This window comes from Thermoflexus sp. (assembly GCF_040289485.1).
Classification (GTDB): Bacteria; Chloroflexota; Anaerolineae; order Thermoflexales; family Thermoflexaceae; genus Thermoflexus.
Genome location: NZ_PSLG01000018.1, coordinates 22,217 through 34,863, shown reverse-complemented (window position 1 = coordinate 34,863; position 12,647 = coordinate 22,217). Strand labels below are relative to the sequence as shown.

Sequence of the window (12,647 nt, the reverse complement as noted above, 5' to 3'; positions counted from 1 at the left end):
CAGGCGGCCCGCGTCTTCCAGCATCTGTTGGAAGCCTTCGCGCGCCCCTGAAGGGCCCCTTCGGCCAGAACCCGCCGCACGGTTCCGAAACAGCCTTGACAAGTCTTTTTATTTCTTTTAAAATGAAATTAAAAACACGAGGTGGAGCGGTTCGTGGAACCCGGGCGGCCGGAGGTGCTGGAGCGGATCAACCGTTCGGCGATCTTGCAGGCGTTGCGGGCCCAGCCGGGGATCTCCCGGGCGGAACTGGGGCGGCGGCTTCGGCTCAGCCCGGCCACGGTGACCCGTCTGGTGGCCCGTTTGAAGGAGGAAGGGCTGGTGGTCGAGCGCCCAGACCCTTCCCCGCGGCCCTCGGGGCGCCGCCCGATGGCCCTGTATTTGAACCGGGAGGCCTATCACCTTATCGGCGTGGATCTGGGGGGAACCCATCTGGTGGGCGTCATCGCCAATCTGGAGGGAGACATTCTGGAAGAGATCCGCCGGCCCTCGCGCCCCAACGGGGAGGCGGAGGAGGCGCTGCCCCAATTGATGGAGGCCCTGGAGGAACTGCTTCGGCGGGCCCGGGCGGCGGGCTACACCGTGCGGGGGATCGGCATCGGGGCCCCTGGGGTGACGGATCCGGTGGCCGGCCGGGTGGTCTGGGCGCCGGCCTTCCGCTGGCGGAATCTTCCCCTGAAGGCGTTGGTGGAAAGCCAGTTCGGTGTCCCGACGTTTGTGGAGAACGATGTGAACCTGGCGGCCTTCGGCGAGAAATGGTTCGGGGCCGGCCGGGACGTCCGCCATCTGGTTTGTGTGTTCATCGGGACAGGGATCGGCGCGGGCCTCATCCTGAACGGGGAGCTCTACCGGGGCCATCACTACTCCGCCGGCGAGGTGGGATATGTGATCCCGGAGCGGGCGTTGTTGCATCAGCGCTACGATATGTTCGGCTGTTTAGAGCTCCTGGCGGCGGGCCCGGCCATCGTGCGCCGGGTGCAGGAGCGGCTGTCCGCCTTCCCGGAGAGCCGGCTGCATGCCCTCGCCGCCGCGAAGCCCCTGGAGGCCACCGATGTGTTTCAGGCGGCGACGGAAGGAGATCCCCTCGCGCAGCAGGTGGTGGAGGAGACTTTGGATTATCTGGCCATCATGCTCGCGGCCATCATCGCGGTGGTGGATCCAGAGCGGATCCTGTTGGGGGGCGGGGTGGCCCGGGCCGGTGGGCCGCTGGTGGAGGGGCTGCGCCGGCGCCTAGAGCCGGTGGTCCCGGCCATGCCGGAGATCGGCCTCTCGGCGCTGGGCGACCGGGCCGCCGTGCTCGGGGCCGTCGCCTACGCCATTTTCGAGACCGAGGGCATGGCCCAGATCCGTAGGGGGCTGTGATGGGCCGCATCAGCCGGTGGGGCCTTCGGGTGATCGATTTCCACGCCCATTTCCCGGTCCCGGACCCCTATCTGGCCGACTGGGAGGCGCGCTACGCCGCCCGCTTCGGGGCCCACAAACTGGAGCGCCTGCGCCGGGATGCCCGCTGGTATCAGGAGCGCTGGTGGCGGGCCTATGCCTTCCCCTTCCCGGAGGAGCCCCCGGCGCCGCCGGAGGTTCAGGCGGCGCGCTGGGCCGCCGAGGTGGACCGATACGGCCTGGAGCGGGTGGTGTTCCTGACCGGCGGTGGGAACGACATGCTGGCGACCATCGTCCGCCGCTATCCCGATCGCTTCATCGGGTTCGCCCACCACGATCCGTTCCGCCCGGATGCCGCGCAGGAGCTCTACCGGGCGGTGCGGGAACTGGGGCTGCGCGGCTACAAGATCCTAGCCCCGGCTTTGCGGGGGCCGATCAACGACCCGGCCCTGGATCCGGTCTGGCAGGCCTGTGAGGCCCTGGGCATCCCGGTGCTGATCCACTTCGGGGTGCTGGGGGGCGGGGGCGGCATCGCTTACCATGAGAACATCAACCCGCTGGTCCTCCACGATGTGGCCAAGGGCTTCCCCGACGTCCCCTTCATCATCCCGCATTTCGGCTGCGGCTACCCCCGCGAGCTGCTCCATCTGTGTTGGGCGTGCCGCAACGTCTATGTGGACACCTCGGGGAACAACGAGTGGGTGCGGTGGATGCCCTACGAACTGACCCTGAAAGACCTCTTCCGGAGGTTTGTGGAAACCATCGGCCCGGAGCGCATCCTTTTCGGCAGCGACTCCGAGTGGTTCCCTCGGGGCTTCGCCGTGCGGTATCTGGAGGACCAGTTGCGCATCTGCTATGAGATCGGGCTGCGGGAGGAGGACATTCAGAAGATCTTCGCCGACAACGCAGCCCGGCTGCTCGGCCTGGAGGGGGGATCCTCTTCACAAATCTGATCCAGGAGGTGGGCCATGCGGTGGAAACTTCTGCCTGTCTTGGCGGTGATGATGGTGGCCCTGGCGCAGTGCGCGCCGGCGGCGCCGGCCACCCCGACCGCCCCGCCCCAGATCACCATCGTCCACTGGCAGCATCACCACGAGGCGCGCAAGCCCGTCGTCGACGAGTTGATCCAGAAGTTCCAGGCGAAACATCCCAACGTCACCATCAAGTTCGAGTCCATCCCCTACGAGCAATACTTCGACAAGTTGTTGACCGCCTTGGCCAGCAAGACGGGGCCGGACGTCTTCCAGATCCCCATGGAGATGGCCGAGCAGCTCATCCGCGCGGGCGCCCTGGCCCCCGTGCCGGAGAACGTGATGACACCGCAGCAGATCGAGGCCGCCTTCATCCCGGCCGCAGTGCAGCGCTTCAAGGCGGATGGGAAATACTACGGCCTGCCCACTGACGTGCAGACCCTCATCCTGTTCATCAATGTGGATCTGCTGAAGGAATGCGGGGGGGATCCGAACAAGCCGCCGGCGACCTGGGAGGAATTGAAGGAGCAGGCCCGCCGCTGCACCAAGCGCGACGCCCAGGGGAACATCGTCCAGGCGGGCCTGGACACCCGCTACCGGTGGGCGGTCTTCACCCAAGCGATGTATAGTTTCATCGACGGCCCGGTGGTCGACGCAGCGGCCTGCAAGGTCAACTACGCCAGCCCACAGGGGATCGCCGCCTGGAAACTGGTGGCGGAGCTGATGACCGGCCCTGAGGCGGTGGACTCCCCCAAGTTCCTGACCGGGCAGCGCAAGTTCGAGCAGGGGAAGGCGGTCTTCTACATCAACCACCCGGTCACCCGGGGCCGTCTGGAGCGGGAGGCCAAGAACATCAACTGGATCGTCGCCCCGCCCCCCGTCCCCGCCGGCAAGAAGCCGGTGACGCCGCTTCACGTCTGGGCCTACGTGGTCAACAAGGACGCCAAGAATCCCGAATGGGCCTGGCGGTGGGTGCAGTTCCTGACCAGCAAGGAGGCCCAGATCCAGTGGTTCCGGAAGGCGGGGGATCTGCCTTCGCTGAAGGAGCTGCTCTCCGATCCCTCCCTCGTGACCGATGAGAAATACCGGATCGCCCTGGAGTCCATGACCTACTCGCGCCCGGTGGAGCAGGTCGGCCAGACCGAGGTTGACAACATCCAGTCCGAACTGTGGGAGAAGATCGTGATCCAGGGCGCGGGTGTGGAGACGGCGGTGCGGGAGGCGGCGGCCAAGGAGGAGCAGGTGGTCAAGAAGATCCTCGGCTGCCCGTAACCGGCTTTCGAAGGCCCGTCCGGCGGCGGGCGGCTGGCCCGCCGCCGGACCCTTTCGGAGGAGGGCGGGGGGATGGCACGTTGGGTGGTGCTTCCGGTGCAGGGTGTTCGGGGGATCCGCTGGAGCCGTCGTCTGCGGGCCTGGGTGTGGGCCTATGGGTTCATGGCCCCGGCCCTGGTGTTGTTCGGGCTCATCGTCCTCTATCCCTCTCTGGAGGCCTTCCGTCTCAGCCTCTACCAATGGAGCGTGTTCGCCCCGAAGCGGTTCGTGGGGCTGGCCAACTACCAGCGGATGGTGCACGACCCCCTGTTCTGGACGTCGCTGCGGGTGACCCTGATCTGGACCGTCGGCGTGGTGCCCTGCGTGATGGTCCTGGGCCTGGCGACGGCCATCGCCCTTAACCAGCCGTGGCTGCTGGGGCGGGGGATCTTCCGGACCATCTATTTTGTCCCGGTGATGACCTCCATCGTGGCCTCGGCCTTCGCGTGGCGCTGGCTCTTCGAACCGACCTTCGGCGTGGTCAACTGGATGCTGCGCCAGTTGGAGGTTTCGGACCCGCCGGGTTGGCTGGCCAGCACGACGTGGGCCCTGCCCGCCCTGATGATCGCGGGGATCTGGAAACAGATCGGCTACGCTATGGTCCTCTTCCTGGCCGGTCTGCAGACCATCCCCCGGGAGCTCCGGGAGGCGGCGGAGATCGACGGGGCGGGACCGTGGCAGGCCTTCCGCCATGTGACCCTGCCGCTGCTGAACCCCACCGTGGTCTTCGTCGCCGTGATCCTGGTCATCAACGCCTTCCGGGTCTTCAGCATCCCCTACGTGATGACCTCGGGAGGCTTTACGTATCTGACACCAGGCGGGCCCCTGAACAGCACCCGCGTCTTCGTCCTGCATATCTACGACCTGGCATGGAAGCAGTTCGACTTCGGATACGGCGCCGCCAACGCCATGGTGTTGCTTTTGATGGTCATGACAGTCACCCTCATCCAGTTGCGGATCCTGCAGCGCCCGTTCGAGTATTGAGGAGGGGTCGATGGGACGATGGATGCGTTGGGCGGGACGCGCGTTGGTTTACGGGGCCCTGGTGGCGGGCTCGGTGGTCATGCTCCTGCCCCTGGCCTGGATGACCTCCGCCGCCTTCAAGCCGCTCTACGAAGTGATGCGCATCCCCCCGACCTGGATCCCCCAGGAGCCGACCCTGGAGAACTTCCGGGCGGTTTTCGCCCAATTCCCCTTCGGCCGCTACTTCCTGAACAGCCTGATCACGGCGACAGGGATCACTTTGAGCGTGGTGCTCACCAGCGCCATGGCCGGATACGCCCTGGCCAAGTTCGACTTCCCAGGCAGGAATTTTCTCTTCCTGCTGATCCTCTCGAGCCTCATGATCCCCTTCCAGACACGTATGATCGCCCTCTACCAGGTGGCCATCTCGCTGCGCTTGCAGGACACGTTGCTCGGGGTGATGTTCCCGTGGCTGGTCGACGCCTTCGGGATCTTCTTGATGCGCCAGTTCATGCTGACCATCCCCTCTGACCTCATCGACGCGGCGCGGATCGACGGGGCCTCAGAGGCGCGGATCTTCTGGACGATCATGCTGCCCTTGGTGCGCCCGGCTCTGGCGGCCCTGGCCATCTTCACTTTCCTGGGGGCGTGGGAGGAGTTCCTCTGGCCGCTGATCATCACCAGTTCGGACGCCAGCCGGACCATCCCCGTGGGGCTGCAGTTCTTCTCAGAGCAATATGGCACCAACATCCATTGGCAGATGGCGGGGGCGCTGATCGCCGCCCTGCCCATGCTGGCGGTTTTCTTCTTGCTGCAGCGCCAGATCATCGAGGGCATCGCCCTGACCGGGATGAAGGGATGAGCGCCCACCCCTTGATGACCAAGCCGCCGGTCCTCGAGGGCCCCCTCCCGTATCTCCCGACGGGGAACCTCTGGGTCTCCCTCCCACAGATCGACCGGCGCGATGGCGGGGTTTACCGGGTGGGGGTCCTCCACGAACACCTCAACGGCCTGGTGGAGGCTGTGGGGGCGCCGCTGGCGCGCCCGGTGATCCGGTTGGACGGCCGCCCGCTCTCTTTCGCAGGATCCCTTCACTGGTCCCGCGAGGCCTTCTGGCTGCCGGTCTGGCGCGGGGTGGGGGAAGGGGTGTCGGCGGAAGGGCGGATCTGGGCGCCGGTGGCGGAGGTCGGCATGGTCTACACCCTCACGGTGGCGGTGGAGGCGGGGCCGGCCCGGACGGTGGAGGTGGGTTTCGAGGGCCATTGGGCGGAGACCGCCCTCTCCCGCTTCGGCTCGCGGCTGCTGGAGGGGGCCATGACAGGGGGCTTCGACCCCTGGACCCGCAGCCTGTTCGCGGAGTTCCGGGCGGGGATGCCCATCCTCGCCCTCGGCCTCCAGGCCGACCCGCCGCTGACCCTGGCGATGGTGGAGCCCCCCTTCGCCTATCGGGGAGCCCTATCCACGACGCTGGCGCCCGGGGAGCGGATCACGGTGGCCCTTTACATGGCCGTGGCGCCGGATGGAGACGGGGCGCGGACGGGGGCGCTGCATCTCCGTCGCCGGGGATGGGCTGCCCTGTGGGCGGAGACCCACGCCTGGCTGGAGGCGCGGTCCCGCCGGCTGGAGGACCCCCTGCTCACGGCGCGGCTCAACGAGAACCTCTTCTTCGCTTACTTCTTCAGCCAAGGGGACTGCCTGGACACCGGGGCGCCGGTGATGGTGACCTCCCGGAGCCCGTTTTATTATGTGAGCGGCGCCTTCTGGAGCCGCGACGCGTTCCTCTGGTCGTTTCCGGCCATCCTGCTGGCCGATCCGGAGCGGGCCCGGCTGTTGTTGCTGCGCTGTCTCCCCCGCTATCTCCCGCACATCGCCGATCACGCCCTCTATCTCAACGGCGTCCAGCTGTATCCCGGCTTCGAACTGGACCAGGCGGCGGCCCCCCTCCTGGCCCTGGGGCAGTATGTCGCCACCACTGGGGATATCGAGGTGCTGCACGCGCCCGCCCTGCGGGAGGCCCTGGAGACCCTGGGGAAGGTCCTGGAGGCCCATCGGGATCCGGGGACCGGCCTCTATGAGACCTTCTTGCTCCCCACCGACGACCCCACGGATTTCCCGCTGGTGATCTCGAACAACGTGCTGGTGTGGGCGGCCCTCCGCACCGGGGCCGATCTCTACCGGCGCATGGGCGAGGCGGAGCGGGCGGAGCGGTGGGAGCAGGCGGCCGCGGAACTGGCGGCGGCCATCCGGCGGTGGGGGATCGTGGAAGGGCCATGGGGGCCCATGTGGGCCTGGGCGCGGGATCGAGCGGGGCGGTTCGAGTTGCGGGAGGAGCCCCCGGGGAGCCTGCGGCTGCTGGCGGCCTACGGCTTCTGCCCGCCCGAGGACCCGGTCTACCAGAACACGGTCCGCTGGATCACGTCGGCCCACAATCCGTATTTCTTCCCCGGGCCCTTCGGCGGGGCCGGCTCCCCCCATTTCCCATTCCCCGGCGTCTTCGACCTGTGCTACCGCCTGCTGACGGATTCCGACCCGGGGGTGCTGGACCAGGTCCGGGAGGCGCCGCTGGACGGGGGGCTGGCCTGCGAATCCATCGATCCCCAGACCGGCGTGGTGCGCACGGGGGCGGCCATGGCCAGCCTGGCCGGCTTCCTGGCGTGGGCCCTGTGGGTGCGCTGCGGCCGTCCCAACCAGCCGGGCGGCCCGTGAGCGGTTTTTGGCCTCACTGGACCGATGGGCCCCTGTCAACCCCTCCCTGGCTTGCCGGGCCCGCCCCCCGCACGTAAACTATCCATACAGGGGAACCCGTCTTCCCGGCCGCTGGCCGTCGAGGCTTGGCCGGGATGGCGCGGCCATTTCGAAGAGAGGTGAGCGATGGGGAACGACGCGCGACGGAAGGCCCTGGAGACGGCGGTGTTGACGCTGACCAAGCGGTTCGGGGAGGGGACGATCATGCGTCTGGGGGAGGCCGCCCAGCAGCCGGTGGAGGTCATCCCCACCGGCTCCCTGGCCCTGGACCTCGCCCTGGGCGTGGGGGGGATCCCCCGGGGGCGGATCACGGAGATCTACGGTCCGGAGGCCTCCGGGAAGACCACCCTGTGTCTCCACGTGATCGCCGAGGCCCAAAAGCGGGGTGGGATCGCCGCCTTCATCGATATGGAACATGCCCTGGACCCCCATTACGCCCAGCGGTGCGGCGTGGACGTCGATAACCTCTACATCGCCCAGCCCGATACCGGGGAACAGGCCCTAGAGATCGCCGAGACCCTCATCCGCAGCGGCGCGGTGGATGTGGTGGTCGTCGACTCGGTGGCGGCCCTGGTCCCCCGGGCCGAGATCGAGGGGGAGATGGGGGATGCCCACGTCGGCCTCCAGGCGCGCCTGATGAGCCAGGCCTTGCGCAAACTCGCCGGGGCTATCCGCCAATCCAACACCGCCATGCTCTTCACCAACCAGTTGCGGATGAAGATTGGGACCATGTTCGGCAACCCCGAGACCACCACTGGCGGCATGGCCCTCAAGTTCTACGCCTCGGTGCGCCTGGAGATCCGCCGTCTGCAGAACCTGAAGGCCGGCGGGGAGGTCATCGGCAGCCGCGTCCGGGTCCGCGTCACCAAGAACAAGGTCGCGCCGCCTTTCCGCGAGGCCGAGTTCGACATCCTCTACAACGAGGGGATCAGCAAAGCGGGGGACATCCTGGACCTGGCGACGGAACTGGGCCTGGTCACGAAGCGGGGGACCTTCTTCCTCTACGGCGACACCAAACTGGGCCAGGGGCGGGAGAACGCTAAGGAGTTCCTGAAGGCCCATCCGGACCTGCTGGAGGAACTGGAGCGGCAGATCCGGGAGAACGCCGCCCGGGCGGCATCCCTGAAGCGGCTCGGCGTCAGCGCGGAGGCCCCCGAGGAGATCGGGCTGGCGCCCGAGCCGGAGTGAGGCCGGGGATCGGGCTCCGGGCCCACGCGGCCATCTTCATCCCATGGGGGCCATCGATGGGTGGCCGGATCACCCGCCTGCGGGCGTTGCGGAGCGGCCGGGTTGCCGTCTACCTGGATGGGCGACGGGCTTTGGTGCTCACCGCCCTCGAGGCGGCGCGGTTGCGGCCGGGCCAGATCCTCTCCGATGAGGAGATCGACCGGCTCTGCCAGCGGGACCGGCTGGAGCAGGCCCACGAGGCCGCGCTGCGGTTCCTCGGCTATCGTCCCCGGAGCGAGCGCGAGGTCGCCGATTACCTGCGGCGGAAGGGGTTCGAGCCCGACCTCGTGGCGGCGGAGATCGAGCGGCTGCGCCGCGCCGGCCTGGTGGATGACCGGGCCTTCGCCCGTTTCTGGGTGGAGAACCGCATGGCCTTCCGGCCCCGCAGCCGGAGGGCGCTCCAGGTGGAGCTCCGTCGTAAAGGGATCCCTCCCGCCATCATCCAGGAAGTCCTCCAGGAAGTCTCCGGCGACGAGCGGGCCATGGCCCTGCGTCTGGCCCGCGAGCGGGCCCGCCGGCTGCAGGGGGTGGACCCCCAAACGTTCCGGCGGCGGCTGGCCGGTTACCTCAGCCGCCGCGGGTTCGACCCCGAGTTGGTGGGGGAGGTCCTCCGGGCCCTCGCGGCCGAAAGGGGCTTGGAGGGGGGTCTTTGAGCGCAGCCCCCTGGGGACAGGGGCATCGTTTTGTGTTAACATTTTAAAAAGTCGGATCGCTGTTCGGTGGGGCAGCGCGGGCGGCGGGCGGGAGGCCCGCCGGACCGCGGATCTTGCACATTGGGACTCGCCATGGAACTCGGGATGGTGATCGCTCTGTCCGTCGTCGGGTTGATCGGCGGCGGTGCGCTGGGATGGCTTTTCGGCAGGCGACAGATCCAGCGTCGGCTTCGGGAGCAACTGCGCGGGGAGATCGAGGCGGCCCAACAGGAGGCCCAGCGGCTGGTGGAGGAAGCCCGTCAGCAGGCGGCGGCCCTCCTGCTCCAGGCCAAGGACGAGGCCCTCCGCCTGCGGGAGGCCACCGAGGCCGAGCTGCGCAAGTGGCGGTCGGACCTCCGCAAGGAGGAGGAGCGGCTGCGCCACCGGCGGGAAGAACTGGACCGCCGGGCCGAACGCCTGGAGAAGCAAGAACGCCGCCTGACCGAGCGGCAGGCCGAGCTGGAGCGGCAGGCGGCCCAGTTGCAGGCGGCCATGGCCCGCCTGGAGGAGGAGCGCCGGGCGGCCCTGGAGCAGGCCGCCGGCATGTCTGCCGAGCAGGCCCGCCAGGTCCTCCTGGAGATGGTGGAGAAGGAGGCGCGGGAGGACATGGCGCGCCTCTACCGCCAGATCGAGGCGGAGGCCCGGCTCCAGGCGGAGGAGAAGGCCCGCGAGATCATCGCCACGGCCATCCAGCGCATCGCCAGCGAGCAGGTCGCTGAACTGACCGTCTCGGTGGTGCCCCTGCCCAACGACGAGATGAAGGGGCGCATCATCGGGCGGAACGGCCGCAACATCCGGGCCCTGGAGAAGGTCACCGGGGTGGAGATCATCGTAGACGACACCCCGGAGGCCATCACCCTCTCCTCCCACGATCCGGTCCGCCGGGAGATCGCCCGCATCGCCTTGACCAAACTGATCCAGGACGGGCGCATCCACCCGGCCCGCATCGAGAAGGTGGTGGCCGAGGCCCGGGAGGAGGTGGAGAAGATCCTCTGGGAGGAGGGGCAACAGGCCGCCGCCGCCGCCGGGGTCACCGGCTTGCACCCCGAGTTGATCCGCTTGCTGGGGCGGCTGAAGTTCCGCACCAGTTACGGCCAGAACCAGTTGCAGCACGCGGTGGAGGTGGCCTGGCTGGCCGGGATGATCGCCGCCGAACTGGGGGCGGATGTCCGCATCGCCCGCATGGGCGGGCTGCTCCATGACATCGGCAAGGCGGTGGACCACCAGATGGAGGGGACCCATGCCCTCATCGGGGCGGAGCTCGCCCGCCGCTACGGCGCCCCGCCCAAGGTGGTCAATTGCATCGCCAGCCATCACCATGAGGTCCCCCAGGAGTGCATCGAGGCGGTGATCGTCGAGGCGGCCGACGCCATCTCGGGGGCACGGCCGGGCGCCCGTCGCGAGACCCTGGAGATGTATCTCAAGCGGATCCAGGAGCTGGAGAACCTGGCCCGCTCCTATCCGGGCGTCGCCGAGTGCTACGCCATCCAGGCCGGCCGGGAGATCCGCATCATCGTGAAGCCCGAGGAGGTGGATGACCTGGCCATCATCCGGATGTCCCGGGAGATCGCCCGCAAGATCGAGGAGACGATGCAGTATCCCGGCCAGATCAAAGTGACCGTCATCCGGGAGACCCGGGCGGTGGAGATCGCCCGCTGAACCCAACCCCTTCGGGAGCGATGCCGATGGCCAAGAAGCGACGGGTTCGGACCAGCGCGCCACCCCCCCGGCCGGGCGCGCCGGCGCCAACCGCCGGGCCGCCTGCTACCCTCCCCACCGCCCCCCGGCGGCCGGCCTCCAGCCTGGCCCATTTCGACTACACCTCCGTCCGGAGGGACCTGCGCCGCATCGGCCTGCTGGCCGCCCTCCTGCTCGGGGCCCAGGTGGCCCTGGCCTTCCTCCTGCCGCACCTTCTGCGTTGAGGAGCGGGTCCCAGGGGGCGCGCCCACGCGCCCCCCGTTGGGGTCTTTCGATCTCTCCGTCGAGGGAAGCCATGGCCGCGAAACCGATGTCGTCGGCCCGGGTGCATCCCCCACGGCGCCTCCATCGGGCGCGCCGGCCGGGGTTCCTGAAGACCGTCCTGGACAACGGCCTCACCGTGGTGCTCAAAGAGCAGCATCACGCCCCCGTGGTCACCTTCTGGGTCTGGTATCGGGTGGGCAGCCGCGATGAGCCCACCGGCCTCACTGGGATCTCTCACTGGGTCGAGCACATGCTCTTCAAGGGCACCCCCACCTACCCGAAGGGGACCCTGGACCGGTTGATCTCGCGGGAGGGCGGCGCCTGGAACGGGATGACCTGGCTGGATTTCACGGCTTACTTGGAGACCCTCCCCGCGGACCGCTGGACGCTGGCCCCGGAGATCGAGGCCGATCGGATGACGAAAGCCCTGTTCCACCCGAGGGAGGTGGAAGCCGAGCGCACGGTGATCCTCTCGGAGCGCCACGGCGCCGAGAACAACCCCCTCTTCCTGCTCGCCGAGCAGGTCCAGGCGCTGGCCTTCCAGGCCCATCCCTATGGCCATGAGGTGATCGGGTGGCCCGGGGACCTGCAGACCATCACCCGGGAGGACCTCTACCGGCATTATCGGACCTATTACGCCCCCAACAACGCCATCGCCGTGGCGGTGGGGCATTTCCGCATCCCCGAGGCCCTGCGGGCCATCGAGCGGGCCTTCGGGCGGATCCGGCCCGTCCCCCAGATCCCCCGCCTGCAGGTGACCGAGCCCCCGCAGCGGGGCGAGCGGCGGGTAGTGGTCGAAGGGGAGGGGAACACCGCCTACGTGGAGATCGCCCATCGCGTGCCCGAGGCGACCCACCCCGACTTCACGGCCCTGGTGGTCCTGAACGCGGTGCTGACCGGCTCGGGCTCCCTGAGTTTCAGCGGCGGCACCTCCAACAAGACCTCCCGGCTCTACCGGGCTCTGGTGGACACCCGGATCGCTGCCGATGTGGAGGGGACCCTCATCCCCACCCAGGAGCCCTTCCTGTATCGCCTGACGGCCACCCTCCAGCCGGGCCGCCGCCCGGAGGAGGCGGAGGCCGTCATCCAGGCCGAGATCGAGCGCCTGCAGACGGAGCCCATCCGCCCCGAGGAGTTTGAGAAGGCGCTCAAGCAGGCCCGGGCCGATTTCGCCTACAGCAGCGAGTCGGTGACCAACCAGGGCTTCTGGTATGGATGGAGCGAGATCTTCGCCGACTACACATGGTTCGAGACCTACCTGGAGCGCCTGGCGCAGGTCACCCCCGAGGATGTGCAGCGGGTTGCCCGCACCTACCTGGTGCGGACCAACCGCACCGTCGGTTGGTATGTCCCCGCCCGGAGGGACGGAGCCGCCCCCTGAAGGGGTGCGGGCTCAGGG

Annotated in this window: 11 protein-coding genes; all 11 read left to right on the top strand. The window is 68.5% G+C overall.

All coding sequences use genetic code 11. The features are described 5' to 3' along the window. Window positions 1–153 precede the first annotated feature (153 nt). The gene (locus C4313_RS04985; protein WP_352428772.1) at window positions 154–1,359 is read left to right on the top strand and encodes an ROK family transcriptional regulator; all 1,206 of its coding nucleotides are present in this window, start codon (window positions 154–156) and stop codon (window positions 1,357–1,359) included. Beyond that, complete coding sequence (locus tag C4313_RS04980; RefSeq protein WP_352428771.1) at window positions 1,359–2,330, top strand: amidohydrolase family protein; 972 nt, start codon at window positions 1,359–1,361, stop codon at window positions 2,328–2,330. Before C4313_RS04985 ends, C4313_RS04980 begins: the two co-directional genes overlap by 1 nt. A 15-nt stretch (window positions 2,331–2,345) precedes the next feature. After that, on the top strand, window positions 2,346–3,620 hold the full coding sequence (locus tag C4313_RS04975; RefSeq protein ID WP_352428770.1) for an ABC transporter substrate-binding protein: 1,275 nt from the start codon (window positions 2,346–2,348) through the stop codon (window positions 3,618–3,620). A gap of 72 nt (window positions 3,621–3,692) precedes the next feature. Further along, on the top strand, window positions 3,693–4,643 hold the full coding sequence (locus C4313_RS04970; RefSeq protein ID WP_352428769.1) for a carbohydrate ABC transporter permease: 951 nt from the start codon (window positions 3,693–3,695) through the stop codon (window positions 4,641–4,643). A 10-nt stretch (window positions 4,644–4,653) separates the two neighbouring features. Continuing rightward, the gene (locus C4313_RS04965) at window positions 4,654–5,484 is read left to right on the top strand and encodes a carbohydrate ABC transporter permease (protein ID WP_352428768.1); all 831 of its coding nucleotides are present in this window, start codon (window positions 4,654–4,656) and stop codon (window positions 5,482–5,484) included. Then, window positions 5,481–7,328 (top strand): glycoside hydrolase family 125 protein, encoded by a 1,848-nt coding sequence (locus C4313_RS04960; RefSeq protein WP_352428767.1) that lies wholly within the window; start codon window positions 5,481–5,483, stop codon window positions 7,326–7,328. The genes C4313_RS04965 and C4313_RS04960 overlap by 4 nt, the downstream gene beginning before the upstream one ends. A gap of 165 nt (window positions 7,329–7,493) precedes the next feature. Next, window positions 7,494–8,555: a recombinase RecA gene (gene recA, locus C4313_RS04955; protein ID WP_352428766.1), complete on the top strand. Its 1,062-nt coding sequence runs from the start codon at window positions 7,494–7,496 to the stop codon at window positions 8,553–8,555. A 56-nt stretch (window positions 8,556–8,611) separates the two neighbouring features. Beyond that, window positions 8,612–9,247, top strand: a complete 636-nt coding sequence (locus tag C4313_RS04950; protein WP_352428765.1) for a regulatory protein RecX — start codon at window positions 8,612–8,614, stop codon at window positions 9,245–9,247. A 144-nt stretch (window positions 9,248–9,391) separates the two neighbouring features. Next, window positions 9,392–10,945, top strand: a complete 1,554-nt coding sequence (rny, locus tag C4313_RS04945; protein ID WP_352428764.1) for a ribonuclease Y — start codon at window positions 9,392–9,394, stop codon at window positions 10,943–10,945. 26 nt (window positions 10,946–10,971) lie between these two features. After that, window positions 10,972–11,208: a hypothetical protein gene (locus C4313_RS04940; protein WP_352428763.1), complete on the top strand. Its 237-nt coding sequence runs from the start codon at window positions 10,972–10,974 to the stop codon at window positions 11,206–11,208. Window positions 11,209–11,279: 71 nt separating this feature from the next. After that, window positions 11,280–12,629, top strand: a complete 1,350-nt coding sequence (locus C4313_RS04935) for a M16 family metallopeptidase (protein ID WP_352428762.1) — start codon at window positions 11,280–11,282, stop codon at window positions 12,627–12,629. Window positions 12,630–12,647: the final 18 nt, after the last annotated feature.

Excerpts from the sequence above, each read along its gene's own strand:
- C4313_RS04935 (WP_352428762.1), top strand. The coding sequence starts at position 11,280 with ATGGCCGCGAAACCGATGTCGTCGGCCCGGGTGCATCCCCCACGGCGC.
- C4313_RS04965 (WP_352428768.1), top strand. The coding sequence starts at position 4,654 with ATGGGACGATGGATGCGTTGGGCGGGACGCGCGTTGGTTTACGGGGCC.
- C4313_RS04940 (WP_352428763.1), top strand. The coding sequence starts at position 10,972 with ATGGCCAAGAAGCGACGGGTTCGGACCAGCGCGCCACCCCCCCGGCCG.
- C4313_RS04960 (WP_352428767.1), top strand. The coding sequence starts at position 5,481 with ATGAGCGCCCACCCCTTGATGACCAAGCCGCCGGTCCTCGAGGGCCCC.
- C4313_RS04980 (WP_352428771.1), top strand. The coding sequence starts at position 1,359 with ATGGGCCGCATCAGCCGGTGGGGCCTTCGGGTGATCGATTTCCACGCC.
- C4313_RS04975 (WP_352428770.1), top strand. The coding sequence starts at position 2,346 with ATGCGGTGGAAACTTCTGCCTGTCTTGGCGGTGATGATGGTGGCCCTG.
- recA (WP_352428766.1), top strand. The coding sequence starts at position 7,494 with ATGGGGAACGACGCGCGACGGAAGGCCCTGGAGACGGCGGTGTTGACG.
- C4313_RS04970 (WP_352428769.1), top strand. The coding sequence starts at position 3,693 with ATGGCACGTTGGGTGGTGCTTCCGGTGCAGGGTGTTCGGGGGATCCGC.
- rny (WP_352428764.1), top strand. The coding sequence starts at position 9,392 with ATGGTGATCGCTCTGTCCGTCGTCGGGTTGATCGGCGGCGGTGCGCTG.
- C4313_RS04950 (WP_352428765.1), top strand. The coding sequence starts at position 8,612 with ATGGGTGGCCGGATCACCCGCCTGCGGGCGTTGCGGAGCGGCCGGGTT.